The organism is Streptomyces sp. NPDC058758, from assembly GCF_042746075.1.
Lineage (GTDB): Bacteria > Actinomycetota > Actinomycetes > Streptomycetales > Streptomycetaceae > Streptomyces.
Genome location: NZ_JBHYPS010000009.1, coordinates 20143 through 36027, shown reverse-complemented (window position 1 = coordinate 36027; position 15885 = coordinate 20143). Strand labels below are relative to the sequence as shown.

General features: G+C 75.0%; 13 protein-coding genes. 5 read left to right on the top strand and 8 right to left on the bottom strand.

Going from position 1 to position 15885, the window contains the following annotated elements:
- Position 1: 1 nt before the first annotated feature.
- Both ACFW6A_RS14045 and ACFW6A_RS14040 read right to left on the bottom strand, forming a co-directional pair.
- Positions 2–1414, bottom strand: coding sequence for an aldehyde dehydrogenase family protein (locus ACFW6A_RS14045; RefSeq protein WP_386481105.1), 1413 nt, complete (start codon positions 1412–1414; stop codon positions 2–4).
- On the bottom strand, positions 1381–2745 hold the full coding sequence (locus ACFW6A_RS14040; RefSeq protein ID WP_386640697.1) for a glutamine synthetase family protein: 1365 nt from the start codon (positions 2743–2745) through the stop codon (positions 1381–1383). Before ACFW6A_RS14040 ends, ACFW6A_RS14045 begins: the two co-directional genes overlap by 34 nt.
- A gap of 93 nt (positions 2746–2838) precedes the next feature.
- Here ACFW6A_RS14040 and ACFW6A_RS14035 point away from each other — a divergent pair, with 93 nt between their 5' ends.
- Positions 2839–3573 carry an FCD domain-containing protein gene (locus ACFW6A_RS14035; protein WP_351855933.1) on the top strand — a complete coding sequence of 245 codons (735 nt, stop codon included), beginning with the start codon at positions 2839–2841 and terminating at the stop codon, positions 3571–3573.
- Positions 3574–3650: 77 nt separating this feature from the next.
- A complete protein-coding gene (locus ACFW6A_RS14030) occupies positions 3651–4349 on the top strand; it encodes a gamma-glutamyl-gamma-aminobutyrate hydrolase family protein (RefSeq protein WP_351855917.1) in 699 nt (232 codons plus the stop codon).
- Positions 4350–4410: 61 nt separating this feature from the next.
- Here the strand turns inward: ACFW6A_RS14030 and ACFW6A_RS14025 are convergent, their stop codons facing one another.
- Positions 4411–5856: a purine-cytosine permease family protein gene (locus ACFW6A_RS14025; protein WP_386640694.1), complete on the bottom strand. Its 1446-nt coding sequence runs from the start codon at positions 5854–5856 to the stop codon at positions 4411–4413.
- A gap of 67 nt (positions 5857–5923) precedes the next feature.
- Here ACFW6A_RS14025 and ACFW6A_RS14020 point away from each other — a divergent pair, with 67 nt between their 5' ends.
- Both ACFW6A_RS14020 and ACFW6A_RS14015 read left to right on the top strand, forming a co-directional pair.
- Positions 5924–6703, top strand: coding sequence for a TetR family transcriptional regulator (locus ACFW6A_RS14020; protein WP_351855910.1), 780 nt, complete (start codon positions 5924–5926; stop codon positions 6701–6703).
- A gap of 631 nt (positions 6704–7334) precedes the next feature.
- On the top strand, positions 7335–8966 hold the full coding sequence (locus ACFW6A_RS14015; protein ID WP_351855907.1) for an amidohydrolase: 1632 nt from the start codon (positions 7335–7337) through the stop codon (positions 8964–8966).
- 33 nt (positions 8967–8999) lie between these two features.
- Here the strand turns inward: ACFW6A_RS14015 and ACFW6A_RS14010 are convergent, their stop codons facing one another.
- Positions 9000–9917, bottom strand: coding sequence for a LysR family transcriptional regulator (locus tag ACFW6A_RS14010; protein WP_351855905.1), 918 nt, complete (start codon positions 9915–9917; stop codon positions 9000–9002).
- A gap of 331 nt (positions 9918–10248) precedes the next feature.
- On the opposite strand from ACFW6A_RS14010, the gene ACFW6A_RS14005 reads away from it, so the two are divergent.
- The gene (locus ACFW6A_RS14005; protein ID WP_351855903.1) at positions 10249–11409 is read left to right on the top strand and encodes a TDT family transporter; all 1161 of its coding nucleotides are present in this window, start codon (positions 10249–10251) and stop codon (positions 11407–11409) included.
- On the opposite strand, the gene ACFW6A_RS14000 is transcribed toward ACFW6A_RS14005, so the two are convergent.
- From ACFW6A_RS14000 to ACFW6A_RS13985, 4 genes are all read right to left on the bottom strand, one after another.
- Positions 11336–12079, bottom strand: a complete 744-nt coding sequence (locus ACFW6A_RS14000) for a helical backbone metal receptor (protein ID WP_386481086.1) — start codon at positions 12077–12079, stop codon at positions 11336–11338. The genes ACFW6A_RS14005 and ACFW6A_RS14000 overlap by 74 nt on opposite strands.
- Positions 12080–12109: 30 nt before the next feature.
- Positions 12110–12661 (bottom strand): cupin domain-containing protein, encoded by a 552-nt coding sequence (locus ACFW6A_RS13995; protein WP_351855900.1) that lies wholly within the window; start codon positions 12659–12661, stop codon positions 12110–12112.
- A 188-nt stretch (positions 12662–12849) separates the two neighbouring features.
- Positions 12850–14658 carry an ABC transporter permease/substrate binding protein gene (locus tag ACFW6A_RS13990; RefSeq protein WP_351855898.1) on the bottom strand — a complete coding sequence of 603 codons (1809 nt, stop codon included), beginning with the start codon at positions 14656–14658 and terminating at the stop codon, positions 12850–12852.
- Positions 14651–15700, bottom strand: coding sequence for a glycine betaine/L-proline ABC transporter ATP-binding protein (locus ACFW6A_RS13985; protein WP_386640691.1), 1050 nt, complete (start codon positions 15698–15700; stop codon positions 14651–14653). Before ACFW6A_RS13985 ends, ACFW6A_RS13990 begins: the two co-directional genes overlap by 8 nt.
- Between the last annotated feature and the right edge of the window lie 185 nt (positions 15701–15885).

Here is a 15885-nt window from a genome sequence, read left to right as displayed (position 1 = left end):
GTCAGCCTTCCGTGCTGATGAAGACGTTCTTGGTCTCGGTGAAGGCGGTCAGGGCGTCGGGGCCGAGTTCGCGGCCGAGGCCGGACTGGCGGAAGCCGCCGAAGGGGGTCCAGTAGCGGACGCTGGAGTGGGAGTTGACGGAGAGGTTGCCGGCCCGGACGGCGCGGGAGGCGCGCAGGGCGCGGCCGACGTCGCGGGTCCAGATGGAGCCGGAGAGTCCGTACGGGGTGGCGTTGGCGAGCCGGATCGCGTCGGCCTCGTCCTCGAAGGGGAGGACGACGGCGACGGGTCCGAAGATCTCCTCGACGGCGCAGGGCGCGTCCTCGGGGACGCCGGTGAGGACGGTCGGCGGGAACCAGAAGCCGGGCCCCTCGGGCGCCTTGCCGCGGATGGCCTCGGCGGACTCGGGGACGAGGGAGCGGACCCGGTCGAGCTGGGCGCGGGAGATCAGCGGGCCCATCCGGGTGCGCGGGTCGAGCGGGTCGCCGACGACGGTCTCCTCGATCGCCGGGGCGAGCAGCTCCAGGAAGCGGTCGTACGCGCCGCGCTGCACGAGGATCCGGGTGCGGGCGCAGCAGTCCTGGCCGCTGTTGTCGAGGAAGGCCATGGGGGCGGCGGCGGCCGCGGCCTCGACGTCCGCGTCGGCGAAGACGATGTTGGGGCTCTTGCCGCCGAGTTCGAGGGTGAGGCGCTTCACCTGGCCGGCGGCCCTGGCCATGATCGTCTTTCCGGTGCGGGTGGAGCCGGTGAAGACGATCTTGGCGATGCCGGGGTGCTCGACGAGGGCGTTGCCGGCGACGGGGCCCTCGCCGGGGAGGACCTGGAGGAGGTGGGCGGGGAGCCCGGCCTCCAGGGCGAGTTCGGCGAGGCGGAGCGCGGTGAGGGGGGTGGTCTCGGCCGGTTTGAGGATCACGGCGTTGCCGGCGGCGAGGGCGGGGGCGAAGGCCCAGGCCGCGATCGGCATCGGGAAGTTCCAGGGCGCGATGACGCCGACGACGCCGAGGGGCTCGAGGATCGTGAGGTCGAGGCCGCCGGGGACGGGGATCTGGCGGCCGTTCAGGCGCTCGACCCCTCCGGCCGCGTAGTCGAGGAGGTCGCGGACGTTGCCCGCCTCCCAGCGGGCGTTGCCGATCGTGTGCCCGGCCTCGCGGACCTCCAGGAGGGCGAGTTCCTCGGCGTGGTCGTCGACGACGGCGGCGAAGCGGCGGAGCAGCCGGGCGCGGTCGGCGGGGGCGGCGGCGGCCCACGCCTGCTGCGCGGCGGCGGCCCGGACGACGGCGGCGTCGACGTCGGCGGGGGTGGCGGCGGGGACGGTGGCGACGAGTTCCTCGGTCGCCGGGTTCAGTACCCGGAGTTCGGTGGGCAAGGGGCTCGGTCCTCTCAGAGGCGTTCGAAGGAGCGGCGCAGTTCCCAGTCCGTGACCGCCGCGTCGAAGGCGGCGAGTTCGACGCGGGCCATGGTGCGGTAGTGGGAGACGACCTCGGCGCCGAAGGCCTCCTTGGCGATCTCGCTGGTCTCCCACAGTTCGGCGGCCTCGCGCAGGGTGGTGGGGACGTGGGCGTGGTCGGCGGCGTAGGCGTTGCCGGTGCAGGGCGGGGGGAGTTCGAGGCCGTGCTCGATGCCGTGCAGTCCGGCGGCGATCATGGCGGCGACGGCGAGATAGGGGTTGACGTCCCCGCCGGGCACGCGGTTCTCGAAGCGGGTGGAGGGGCCGTGGCCGACGACCCGGAAGGCGCAGGTGCGGTTGTCGTGGCCCCAGGCGACGGCGGTGGGGGCGAAGGAGCCGGGCTGGAACCGCTTGTAGGAGTTGATGTTGGGGGCGTGGAGGAGGGAGAGGTCGCGGAGCGCGGTGAGCTGTCCGGCGAGGAAGTGCCGCATGGTCGCGGACATGCCGTGCGGGTCGTCGCCCGCCATGACGTTGGTGCCCGCCGCGTCCTGGAGGGAGAGGTGGATGTGGCAGGAGTTGCCCTCGCGCTCGTTGTACTTGGCCATGAAGGTGAGCGAGACGCCCTCCTGGGCGGCGATCTCCTTGGCGCCGGTCTTGTAGACGGCGTGCTGGTCGCAGGTGACGAGGGCCTCGTCGTAGCGGAAGGCGATCTCGTGCTGGCCGGGGTTGCACTCGCCCTTGGCGGACTCGACGGTGAGGCCGGCGGTGGCCATCTCGTTGCGGATGCGGCGCAGCAGGGGCTCGACGCGGCCGCCGCCGAGGATCGAGTAGTCGATGTTGTACCGGTTGGCCGGGGTGAGGTCCCGGTAGCCGGCGTCCCAGGCCTGCTCGTAGGTGTCCTTGAAGACGATGAACTCCAGCTCGGTGCCGACGTGGGCGGTGAGGCCGCGGTCGGCGAGGCGGTCGAGCTGGCGGCGGAGGATCTGGCGCGGGGCGGCGACGACGGGCGAGCCGTCGGCCCAGGTCAGGTCGGCGGTGACCAGGGCGGTGGCCTCGTTCCAGGGGACGCGGCGCAGGGTGGCGAGGTCGGGGCGCATGGCGAAGTCGCCGTAGCCCCGGTCCCAGGAGGACATGGCGTAGCCGTCGACGGTGTTCATCTCGGTGTCGACGGCGAGGAGGTAGTTGCAGCCCTCGGTGCCGTGGGCGAGGACCTCGCCCAGGAAGAAGGGGGCGGCGAAGCGCTTCCCCTGGAGCCGGCCCTGCATGTCCGGGAAGGCCAGGACGACGGTGTCGATCGCGCCGTCCGCCACGAGGGAGCGCAGTTCCTCGACGGTCAGCGGGGGTGTGCGGTCTGCCACGGGACGACTCTCCTCGTTCGGCTGCCGGGAGTCATAAGGTATGGGGGAAGACCATTGCTTGGGAAGCGTCAGGGGCAGGGGTGACGAGAAGTGATCCGTACGAGTGAACCGGCCGGTCCCGCCGACCGGTTGACGCCGGTGCTGCGCCCGGTCCGGGCCGGCAACGGCTTCGAGGAGGCCCTGGAGCAGATCCTGCAGGTGGTCCGCCTGGGCCTGGTCCCGGACGGCGAGCGGCTGCCCGCCGAGCGGGAGCTGGCCGAGCGGATGGGGATCAGCCGGGTGACGCTCCGCGAGGTCCTGAAGGTCCTCCAGGAGCAGGGCCTGGTGGAGAGCCGGCGCGGCCGGTACGGCGGGACCTTCGTGCTGCCCCGCCCCCAGGACCCCGACGGGGCGGAGCTGCGCCGCCGGATCGCCGCCGTCGACATGGAGGACGCGCTGCGCTTCCGGGAGGTGCTGGAGGTGGGCGCGGCCGGGCTGTGCGCGGCGCACGGCCTGGACGCGGCGGGCGCGGAGCGGCTACGGGCGGCGCTGGCGGCCACCCGTGACGCGCCGCCGGCCGGCTACCGGCGCCGGGACACGCTGCTCCACCTCACGCTGGCCGAGCTCTCCGGCTCGCCCAGCCTGACCGCCCAGTACGCGGCGGTCCGCGCCACCGTCAACGACCTGCTGGACCGCATCCCGCTGCTCGTACGCAACCTGGAGCACTCCCAGCACCAGCACACCGCGCTGGTGGAGGCGGTCCTGGACGGGGACGCGGACGCGGCCCGCGAGGTGGCGCGGGAGCACTGCGCGGGGACGGCGGCGCTGCTGCGCGGCTTCCTGGCGTGAAAGGTATGTCACCGGTCCATTGACGTGTGCGAGGCCCTAGAGTCGGCGCACGTCCCGCGAGTTCCAGGAGGCAGCACGTGACCAAGCCGCTCATCGGCGTGACGACCTATCTCGACCGGGCGCGCTGGAGGGTGTGGGACATGCCGGCGGCGCTGCTGCCCGCACGGTACCCGCGGTACGTGCGGGAGGGCGGCGGTCTGGTCGCGATGCTGCCGCCGGACGGGCCGGACGCGGCGGCGGCCGTGGTGGCCCGGCTCGACGGGCTGGTGGTGGCGGGCGGGGCGGACGTGGAACCCGCGCGCTACGGCGCCGAGCCCGACCCGCGGACCGGTCCGCCGGCGCGGGAGCGGGACGCCTGGGAGCTGGCGCTGATCGAGGCGGCCCTCGCCTCCGGCACCCCGCTGCTCGGCGTGTGCCGGGGGATGCAGCTGCTCAACGTGGCGCTGGGCGGGACGCTGGTCCAGCACCTGGACGGGCACGTGGAGGCGGAGGGGGTGATGGGCCGGCACCCGGTGAAGCCGGTGCCGGGGACGCTCTACGCCTCCCTCGTCCCCGAGCGGGCCGAGGTGCCGACCTACCACCACCAGGCCGTGGACCGCCTCGGCGCGGGGCTGGCGGCCTCGGCGTACGCGGAGGACGGCACCGTGGAGGCGGTGGAACTGGCGGAGCCCGCCTGGGCCCTCGGGGTGCAGTGGCACCCCGAGATGGACGAGGACTTCCGGGTCGTCCGGGGGCTGGTCCGGGCCGCGGCGGAGGCGGCGGCCGTACGGCGGTGAGCGGGGTGCGCGGGGCGGCCGGGGTGGGCGGTCCGGCCGCCCCGCGGTTCGGGGGCCGCGGTCAGGCGGCGGAGGTGGTGGCGGCGACCGCGCGGCGGCCGAGGACCACGTAGAGGGCGGTGGCGACGGCCATGCCGACGGGCAGCGAGAGGTCCATGCCGACGGCGGCGGCGACCGGTCCCGTGTAGACGCTGTCGACGCACAGGGCGCCGGCGGCGAGACCGCCGAACAGGGCCGCCGCGCCCGCCGGGTTGACGCCGCCGGTGTACCAGAACGGGCTGCCGGGGGTCTCGTCGGCGAGGGCGGCGGCGTCGTAGCGGTTTCGGCGCAGCACGATGTCGGTGGCGTAGACGCACATCATCGGGCCGGTGAGGACCGTGATCACCTGGAGGGCGTTGCTGACGGTGTCCAGGAAGTTGGAGACCAGCAGCGCGTACAGGGTGAGGGCGACGGCCACGGCCCCGTCGAAGAGGACGCTGACGGTGCGGCGGATGCGCAGGCCGACGGCCTGGAGGGCGAGGCCCGCACTGTAGGCGGTGAGGGCGTTGATGGCGATGGTGCCGAGGACCAGGGCCAGCAGGAACACCGGCACGAACCAGCCCGGCAGGATGGCCTGGAGCGCCGTCTGCGGGTCCGTCATGTCGACGGCGGTGGCGGCGAGGGCGCCGAGCGAGCAGACCACGACGCTCGGCACGAACGCGCCGAGCGCGGTCCACAGGGCGATCGCGCGCGGGGAGCTGTCGCGGGGCAGGTAGCGGGAGAAGTCGGCGCTCGTCGTGTACGAGAGCGGGCCCGAGGCGATCATCGTGGTGCCCGCGATCAGCACGGCCCACAGCGTGACGCCGGAGAGCGGCTCGGCGGGGGCGTACGCGAGGTCGGCGTGGCGGAGGACGGCGACGGCGACGACGGCGAAGGCCGCGCTCAGGGCGAGCGTGATCGGCAGGTAGAGCTTGACGATCAGGGCGTGGCCGTAGACGGAGATGGTCAGCGTGAGGGCGGCGATGACCACCACGACCAGGGCCTTGACCGCCGTGTTCGCCGGGATGCCGGCCTTCTCCACGAGGGCGAAGGCGGCGGTCGCGGCGGCGGCCAGGTTGAGGGCGAAGTAGCAGACGGAGACCAGCCAGCCGCCGACCGCGTTGTTCACGCGGTTGCCGAGGACGCCGTAGAGGGCGCGGGTGACGACCTCGCTGGGCGCGCCCGCCGCCGGGCCCGAGGTGGCGAGCACGCCGGTGAGCGCCCAGAAGAGGTTGCCGACCACGATGACGCCGATCGCCTGCCCCAGGGTGAGCCCCATGAGGACCAGCGCGCCGCCGATGACGAGGCTGAGGTAGTTGACGTTCGCCGCCGCCCAGACGGAGAAGAGTTCACGGGGGTGCCCGTGGCGCTCGGCGTCCGGGATGTGGTCGATGCCGTGGGCCTCGATGCGGACGGGCCGGTCACCGGCCGGCAGGGGTGTCCCCTCGCGCTCTGTCCCGGGGCGCGGGTCGGGGATCGTGGAAGCCATGCGGCCCTCCGGTGCGTGATTGCCCACCTGGTTGCTTATTGGTCGCACACTCAATAGCATCGCCGGTATGTCGTCAAGCGTCCAGCGCAAGCGAATCCGGAAATCACCCGAGGCCCGGCGGGCGGAGATCGTCGCGACCGCCGCGCGGATCGCCCTCACCGAGGGACTGGAGTGCGTCACCCTGCGGCGGGTCGCCGAGGAGCTGACGGTCAGGCCCGGTCTGATCAGCCACTACTTCCCCTCGGCCGAGGACCTGGTGGCCGAGGCGTTCTCGGCCGCCGCCCTCGGCGAGCTGGACGCGCTGCTGCCCCGGGAGCGCCCCGACGGCACCCCGGCGCAGTACCTGGCCCGGTACTTCGCGCTGTCGTCAGGCGACGCCTACGACGACATCAGCCGCCTCTGGATCAACGCCCGGCACCTGAGCCGCTACCGGCCCGCTCTGCGGGACGTGGTCACGCGGATGGAGCTGGCCTCCGACGACCGGCTGGAGGCCCTGATCCTCGACGGCGTCGCCCGGGGCGAGTTCCGCGCGGAGGACGCGCGGTCGGCGGCCATCCAGATCCTCGTGGTCCTCGACGGCCTCGGCGCCCACGCCAACTCGGACCGCACCGACCGCCCCCCGGCGGTGACCCGGCTGGCCCTCAGCACCGCGGAACGCGCCCTCGACCTCCCGCACGGCGCCCTGGACGCCCCCGGCGCCACCGGCACCCTGCCGCTCGACTTCTCCCCCACGGAGGCGGCGGAGGCGGCGGTGCCGCGCGCGGCGGCGGAGGCACAGGCTGCGGCGGAGGCGGAGGCCTCGACCGGGGCGGCGCCGGCGGCCACGGCGGCGGTCGCCGACGGCTGACGGCCGCCGCCGTCTGCCGACGGTCGCCACCGATGGCTGACGGTCGCCAGCGCCGGTCGTCGGTCGTCAGGGCCGGTCGGCCGGCGGCGCCTGACCGCCGAGGGGTGCCGGCCGTCGGCGGCGCCGGTGGCCAGCGGTACCGGTGACCGCCGGCGCTCCGGGGCCCTGGAAGCATTGCGGCGGGCCCCGACAGCGGCCGTCCGGCGACGGGCCGGCGGCTCACCGGGCCGAGCGGCCCCCCTCTCAGTCGAACGGCGCGGTCCCGGGCCACCGGAGCACGGGGCCGCCGGAGCACGGAAGCAGCGGCCGCCGGCCGCCGGACCGCTCGGGCACCGGGCACCGGGCACCGGGCACCGGGCACCGGGCACCGGGCACCAAAGCTCCGGGCGCCGGGCGCCGGGCACCAAAGCTCCGGGCGCCGGGCACCAAAGCGTCGGGCGCCGAAGCACCAAACCGGTCGCCGGAGCACCCGGCCACCGGGGCACCGACCGCCGGGCCACCGGCCACCAAACCGGTCACCGGAGCACCGGAGCACCGGTCCCCCGATCACCCGGTCCCCCGGTACCCGGTCGCAGGCTCCGGGTACGTACCGCACCCCCCTTCTCGTCCCACCACCGCAAGGAGTTCCACCGTGTCCAGCCGACTCGTCCTCCACTCCGCACGTCTGCTCGATCCCGCCACCGGGGGCTTCCTCGCGGCGAGCGCGCTCGCCGTGGACGGGGAGGGGCGGATCACCGCGCTCGGCGACGACCGCGAGGTGCGGGCGCTCGCCGGGGCCGCGACGACCGTCGTCGACCTCAAGGGCGCCGTCGTCACGCCCGGCCTCGTCGACGGGCACGTCCACCCCGTGACCGGGGCCGAGCTGACCGGCGGCCTCGACCTCTCCCGCTGCGAAGACCTCGGGGACGTACGCGAGGCCCTGGCGCGCGAGGTGCGCGGGCTCGGGCGGGGCGAGTGGCTCTTCGCGTGGGGCCTCGACCCGAACGTCTTCGGCGACGAGCCCGTCGGCGTCGCGCCCTTCGACGCCGTCCTCGACGGGGTGCCCGCCTTCCTGCTGCTCTTCGACGCGCACTCCGCGCTCGCCTCCCGCCGCGCCCTCGAACTCGCCGGGATCGACGGCCCCCGCACCTTCGACCAGGCCTCCGCCGAGATCGTCTGCGACGCCGACGGACGCCCCACCGGGCTGCTCCAGGAGGACGCCGCCTGCGAGCTGGTCGAGCGGGTCGCCCCGCAGCCCACCCGCGCGGAACGCCTGGAGCGGCTGGCGTCGGCCCTCGACGCCATGGCGGCGTCCGGGCTGACCGGCGGACACGTCATGGACGCCAACGGCGACAGCCTCGACCTCTTCGCCGAGCTGGACGCCGCCGGCCGGCTGCCGCTGCGGCTGCGCGTGGCCCCCTGGTGCCAGCCCGGCACGGACGCGGACGGCGTCCGCGAGCTGATCGCGCTCCAGGGCCGGGGCGGCGCCCTGTGGCAGGTCGCCGGAGTGAAGCTCTTCATGGACGGCACGATCGACAACGGCACGGCGTGGCTGGAGCGGCCCGACTGCCACGGCGAGTCCACCCACGCGTTCTGGCCGGAGCCCGGGGCGTACACGGAGATCATCGGGGCGCTGCACCGGGCCGGGGTGGCGACGGCGACCCACGCCATCGGCGACGCGGCGGTCCGGCACGTCCTCGACTCGGTCGAGAAGGCGCGGGCGACCGGCGGCGACCCGGCGGTGCGCCACCGGGTCGAGCACATCGAGACCGTGCCGGACGACACCCTGCGCCGCTTCGCCGAGCTGGGCGTGATCGCCTCCATGCAGCCCACCCACTGCTGCGACTTCACCCGCGCCGACCACACCGACAACTGGTCCCGCCGGCTCGGCGAGGAGCGCGCCGGGCGCGCCTGGCGCTGCCGGGACCTGGTGGACTCCGGGGCCACCGTGGTGCTCGGCTCGGACTGGCCGATCGCCCCCTTCCCGCCGCTGGGCGTGCTGGCCGGCGCCGTGCACCGCCGCCCGGCCCGCGACCTGACCCAGCCGCCGCACGGCCCCGAGCAGGCGCTGACCGCGCTGGAGGCACTGCGCGGCCTCACGACGGGCGCGGCCTACGCGGCGGGCGAGGAGCGCGTCTCCGGCCGCCTCGCCCTCGGTCACCGCGCCGACCTGACGGTCCTGGCCGCCGACCCCCTCGCCACCCCCGCCGCGGACCTCCCGGACGTCCCTGTGCTCCTGACGGCCGTGGACGGACGCGTCACCCACCGGGCGCCGGAGCTGTAGGGCCCCTCCGCCGCGCGCGGACCCGGCGGCCCCTCAGCCGCCCGGACGGGCACGGGTCAGCGAGAGGAGGTCGCGGGCCGGGCCGGTGGGGCGGTGGCCGGTGGGCCAGACGGCGCGGAGGTCGCGGCTGAGGTGCGCGCCGGCGACCGGGACGGCGACGAGGCGGCGGGAGGACAGCTCCTCGGCGATCGCCAGTTCGCTGAGCACCGCCGGGCCCGCGCCGCTGACCGCCGCCGCCTTCACCGCGGTGGTGGAGGCCAGTTCGAGCAGCGGCCGGGCGAGCCCGCCGTGCCCGGCGAGGGCGGCGTCGAGGACCTGCCGGGTGCCCGAGCCGTGCTCCCGCAGCACCAGCGGGGTCCCGGCCAGCTCGGCCGGGTCGATCGGCTTCCGGCGGCGGGCCCACGGGTGCGCGGGCGCCACGACCACGGCCAGCCGGTCGTGGGCGACGACCGTGCCGTCGAGCCCGTCCGGCACGGCCAGCCCCTCGACGAACCCCAGGTCCGCCTCCCCCGCGAGGAGCCGTTCCGCGACCACCGCCGAATTCCCCGCCTGGAGGGACACGGCGGTGTCCGGCCGCTCCGCGCGCAGCGCGATCAGCCAGCCCGGCAGCAGGTACTCCGCGATCGTCATGGACGCGACGACCCGCAGCCGCGAGTCCCGCCGGCCGCGCAGCGCCTGCACCCCCGCGTCGAACGCCTCCGCGGACTCCACGATCCGCCGCGCCCAGTCGGTGACCAGCGCGCCCGCGTCGGTGAGCCGGGAGCCGCGCGGCGAGCGGTCGACGAGCGCCACGCCGAGCTGCCGCTCCATGGAGCGGATCCGGCTGCTGGCCGCGGGCTGGGTGATGCCCACCTCGCGAGCGGCGGCGCCGAGGCTGCCGTGCCGGGCGACGGCGAGGAGCAGTTCGAGGGCCCCGAGGTCGGGCACCCGGTGCGAAAGGTGCGCGGTCACGGAACCGGAGGCCGTACCCGCACCCGTACCCGTACCGGAGGCCGCACCCGCGCCAGAGCCCGTTCCCGTACGCGTGACACCGCCGCCGGCCGCCGCGATCGCCCCCGCGGCCGTCCGCCTCCCCCCGGCCCCACCGGCCCCACCGGTCCTGCCAACCCCACCGGTCCCCCCGGTCCGGCCGGCCCCACCGACCTCACCGGTCCCCCCGGCCCCCCTGCCCCGCTCGGCCGCCCCCGCGCTGTCGTCCCGCTCCCTGCTCATAAGGCCAGCTTATGACGTCATAGCCCCATGATCCCTGGTGGGGGCCGTGACCAGGGGCGACGGTGGAGCCATGGCAAGCCTCGCACCCTCCGGCCCCCTCCTCGGCGCCACCGCGCCCCGCGTCCGCGTCTCCCGTTCGGTCCGTCACCTCGGACCGAACTGGTACGCCTCCGTGATGGGCACCTCCGTGGTCGGCACGGCGGGCGCCGCGCTGCCCGTCGCCGTGCCCGGTCTCCGCACCCTCTGCACCGCCGTCTGGGCGCTGTCGCTCGCGATGCTGCTGACCCTGCTCGCGGCCCGGGCCGCGCACTGGAGCCGCCACCGCGACCAGGCCCGGGCCCATCTGCTCGACCCTGCGATGGCGCCCTTCTACGGCTGTCTGTCGATGGCGCTGCTCGCCGTCGGCGGCGGCACGCTGACGCTCGGCCGGGACTGGATCGGCCTTCCGGCCGCCGTCGCCCTCGACACCGTCCTGTTCGCCGCGGGCACCGCCGTGGGCCTCGTGGCGGCCGTCGCCGTGCCCTACCTGATGGTGGTCCGGCACCGCATCGAGCACGCCTCCCCGGTCTGGCTGCTGCCCGTCGTCGCGCCCATGGTCTCCGCCGCGCTCGGCCCCCTGCTCGTCCCCCACCTGCCGGAGGGACAGGCCCGGCAGACCCTCCTCCTCGCCTGCTACGCGATGTTCGGGATCAGCCTGCTGGCCACCCTGGTGATGCTGCCGCTGGTCTTCGGCCGGCTGGTCGTCACCGGGCCGCTGCCGCTCGCGCTGACCCCGACGCTCTTCCTCGTCCTGGGCCCGCTCGGCCAGTCGACCACCGCCGCCGGCGTCTTCGCCGACTCCGCCGCCGGCGTGCTGCCCGATCCGTACGCGCACGGCTTCGCCGCCTTCGCCGTCCTGTACGGCGTGCCCGTCACGGGCTTCGCGCTGCTGTGGCTGGCGCTGGCCGGGGCGATGGTGGTGCGGGCCCGGCGCGCGGGCATGGGCTTCGCGATGACCTGGTGGGCCTTCACCTTCCCGGTCGGCACCTGCGTCACCGGCGCCGAGGGGCTCGCCCGGCACACCGGACTCGACGCCTTCCGCTGGCTGGCCGTCGCCCTGTACGTCCTCCTGGCCACGGCCTGGCTGCTGGCCGGGGTCCACACCGTGCGCGGTCTGGTCAGCGGAGCGCTGCTCGCAGGGCCCGCCCCAGCACCCGCGGCGCCCGCGTCAGCGACGGCCCGTACCAGGTGAGCATCCGCCCGTCGACGAGCGCGGCCGCGGCCCCGGGGAACGCCTCGGGGCCGTCGTCCGCCGTGAAGCGGTACGGCTCGTCCGGGAGGACCACCAGGCGCGGGCCGGCCGCGGTCAGCTCGGCGAGCGGCACCTTCGGATAGCGCTCCTCGTGGTCCGCGTACAGGTTGCGGACGCCGAGGCGGGCGAGCAGGTCGCCGGCGAAGGTGTCCCGGCCGAGCACCATCCAGGGCCGCCGCCAGATCGGCACGACGGCGGTGACGCCGTCCCCGACGGGTTCTACGGCGTCCCAGGCCTCTTCCGCCTCCGCCAGCCAGCGCGGCCTGCGGGGCGCCCCGCAGGCGGCGAGGACCTCGCCGAGGGCCTCGAGGCCCTGGTCGAGGGTGCGGATCTCGGTGACCAGGACCTCGGCGCCGCCGGCGCGCAGGGCGTCCAGGTCGGGGGCGCGGTTCTCCTCCTCGTTGGCGAGGACGAGGTCGGGGCGCAGCGCGAGGACGGCGGGCACGTCGGGGTTCTTGGTGCCGCCGATCCGGGCGGCGTCGAGGCCGGCGGGACGGACGCACCAGTCGGTGACGCCGACGAGCAGCCCCGGCGCGGTGACGGCGACGGCCTCGGTGAGGGAGGGCACCAGGGAGACCACGCGCGGGGCCCGGCCCTCCACCCGGATCACGGCCCGGTTCCTCCGCTCGCGCGCACCGGCCTACTCCTCCTCGACCTCGACGTGCTCGGCGACGGCGACGACCAGGAGCCGGGTGCCCGGCTCGGTGGCGCGCCAGCGGTGCCGGACGCCGCCGGAGAGGTACAGGGTGTCGCCCCGGCCGAGCCGGTGGGCGCGGCCCTCGGTCTCGACCTCGACGGCGCCGTCGGCGACGTACAGCAGCTCGTCGTTGCGGTGCTGGAACTCGCGGCCCGCGTCCTGCTCGCCGGTGAACTCCAGGGCGTGCAGCTGGTGCCGGGCGCGCACCAGCCGCCGCATCCCGTCGGGCAGCGCGGCGGTGCCCTCGTCGGCGCGGACGACGTCGACGGTGCGGGCGGCCTCGGCGGCGGCGAGGAGTTCGGCGGCGGAGGTCTGGAGGGCCTCGGCGACCAGTTCGAGGGAGCGGCGGCTGGGACGGGCGCGCTCGTTCTCGATCTGGCTGAGGAAGGGCACCGAGAGGCCGCTGCGGGAGGCGACGACGGCCAGGGTGAGCTGGAGGGCCCGGCGGCGCCTCTTGACGGCCGCGCCCACGCGGGGTGCTTCCTTCTCGTCCATGGCGGCTCCCTCCCTCTGCTGGCTGCCTCGTCGCGTACCGGCCGGTTACCTGCACCTTACGCAGCTTTGGGCCGGGGTTTCGCGTCGTGGCGGAAAGGTGATCGGAAGGAGCCCGGGAACACACGGAAGAGGGGCGGCCGCCGGTCACGTCCGGCGACCGCCCCCTGCCTACGGGTGAGCGGTCCGCGTCACTGCGGGGCGAGCCGCTCCGCGAGGCCGGGCTGGGCGTCGAGCCAGGTCCGGACGGCCTGCTGCTCCTTGCCCTTGCCGGTCTCCTGGATCTCCGCCTCCAGACCGGTGAGCTGCTTCTCGGTGAGCTCGAAGTCCTTCAGCCAGGCGCTGACCTCGGGGTTGTCCTCGCCGAAGCCCTTGCGGGCCAGGGTGTGGACGCCGTCGCCCTCGCCCCACACGCCCTTCGGGTCGGCGAGCTTCGTCAGGGCGTGGGCGGAGTAGGCCCAGTGCGGCGACCAGAGGGTGACGACGACCGGCTCCCGGCGGTCGTACGCGCGCTTCAGTTCGGCGAGCATGCCGGGCGTGGAGCCGTCGACGACCTCGTACTCGCCCTCCAGGCCGTACTCCTTCAGGACCTTGTCCTTGAGGATGCCCATCATCCCGGCGCTGGGCTCGATGCCGACGATCCGGCCCTTGAAGCGGTCGCCCTTGCCCTTGAGGTCGGCGAGGGACTTCACGTCCTTCACGTAGGAGGGGACGGACAGCTCCAGGGAGGTCGGGCCGTACCAGGAGCCGAGGTCCTCCAGCTTGTTGCCGTACTTCTCCAGGTACGAGGCGTGGGTGACGGGCAGCCAGGCGTCGGTCTGGAAGTCGAGCTGCCCGCCGGCCAGGCCGGTGTAGAGCGCGCCGGCCTCCAGCTGCTTGGTCTCCACCTCGTACCCGCGGCGCTCCAGGAGCTCCTTCCACAGGTAGGTGGAGGCGATGCCCTCGTCCCAGGGGATGTAGCCGATGCTGATCTTCCTGCCGTGTCCGGCGCCCGTGCCGGCGGCGGCGGTCGAGGTGGCGCCGGAGCCGCCGAGGAAGCCGGAGCCGCCCGCGACGAGCGCGAGGACGACGATGCCGACGAGCGCGGTGACGGGCTGCGGGCGGTGCGCCCACAGCTGCGCGGTGCGGCGGCGGGCGGTGGCGGCGCGGGCCTTCGCGAGGGCGCGGCGGCCGAGCGGGGAGACCTGGCGGCCGAGCGCGCCGGTCATCCGGTCGAGGTACATGGCGAGGACGACGATGGAGACGCCCGCCTCGAAGCCGAGGCCGATGTCGACGTTGCCGATGGCCTTGTACACGGCGCCGCCGAGTCCGCCGCCGCCGACCATGCCGGCGATGACGACCATGGAGAGGCCGAGCATGATGACCTGGTTGACGCCGGCCATGATCGTCGGCACGGCGAGCGGCAGCTGCACGCGCAGCAGGGTGTCGCGCGGCGTGGTGCCGAACGCCTCGGCCGCCTCGACGAGTTCGGCGTCGACCTGGCGGATGCCCAGCTCGGTCATGCGCACGCCGGGCGGCAGCGCGAAGACGATGGTGGCGATGATGCCGGGGACGACGCCGACGCCGAAGAAGATGATGCCGGGGATGAGGTAGACCATGGCCGGCATGGTCTGCATGAAGTCGAGGACCGGCCGCAGCACGGCGCTGACCGTCTTCGACCGGGCCGCCCAGATGCCGAGCGGGACGGCGATCACCAGGGTGACGAGGGTGGCGACGAGGACCAGCGAGAGCGTCGCCATCGCCTCGTCCCACAGCCGGACGGAGTCGACGAGCGCGAGCCCGGCGAAGGAGAGCGCACCGGCGGCGAGACCGCGCAGCCACCAGGCGATCACGGCGAGGATGCCGGCGAAGAGCAGCGGCTGCGGCGCCGACAGGACGGCGTCGATGCCGTCGTAGAGGCCGGTGATGCCGGTGCTGATGGCGTCGAACAGCCAGGAGAACCGCTCCTGGAGCCAGTCGACGGAGCCGTCGACCCAGGAACCGAGGGGAATCTCAGGCACGGACGGTCACCTCCTCGGCCGCGAGCCCGCCCATCACGGCGAGCAGCTTCTCCTTCTGTACGACTCCGAGGGTGGAGCCGCCGGCGTCCCGGACGGTCACCGGGTGCGGGCCCGCGGCCGCGAGGGCGCACAGGTCGGCGAGGAGCGTGTCGGGGCCCGCGACCGGGGCGTCCGGGTCGGCGGGGCCGTCGGACGCGGTCATCACGGCGGAGGCGGTGAGCACGCGGGAGCGGTCGACGTCCTGGATGAAGGAGGCCACGTAGTCGTCGGCGGGCCGCACCAGGATGTCCTCGGCCGAGCCGAGCTGCACGATCCGGCCGCCGCGCATGACGGCGACGCGGTCGCCGATGCGCATGGCCTCGTTGAGGTCGTGGGTGATGAAGACGATGGTCTTCTTCAGCTTCTTCTGGAGCACCAGGAGCTGGTCCTGCATGTCGCGGCGGATCAGCGGGTCGAGGGCGCTGAAGGACTCGTCCATGAGCAGCAGGTCGGCGTCGGTGGCGAGCGCCCGGGCGAGGCCCACGCGCTGCTGCATGCCGCCGGAGAGCTCGTCCGGCCAGGACTTCTCCCAGCCGGCCAGGCCGCACAGCTCCAGCGCCTCGGCGGCGCGCTTCTCGCTCTCGGCGCGCGGGACGCCCTGGACCTCCAGGCCGTAGCCGGCGTTCTCCAGGACGGTGCGGTGCGGGAAGAGCGCGAAGTGCTGGAAGACCATGCTGATCCGGCGGGAACGGACCTCGCGCAGCGCGCGGGGGGAGAGCGCGGTGAGGTCGTCGCCGTCGTAGAGCACGCGGCCCGCGGTCGGTTCGAGCAGGCCGTTGAGCATGCGCAGCAGGGTGGACTTGCCGGAACCCGAGAGGCCCATGACCACGAAGATCTGGCCCGGTTCGACCACGAACGAGGCGTCGACGACGGCGGCGGTGACGCCGTCGTCGCGCAGGTCGTCGCGTTCGGCGCCGTTCACGAGGGCGCGGACGGCCGCGGTCTCGTCGGCGGGGCGTCTGGCGAACACCTTGAACAGGTGGTCGGCCTGGAGCCTGGACACATTCACCTCACGGGTAGCAGGGAAAACGGCCCGCCACCCCCGCAGCCGGGCCGTTGGAGCGGGGCGGAGTCTGCCCGCGTCACCCGTCGCGTACGGGGCCCACTGCTCGTGGCCCCTTACCGGGTCCGCTCCGGGCACGCGCCTGCCCCGGCCCCCCGAGGGCAAACGCGAAGGTGACGGGGGTC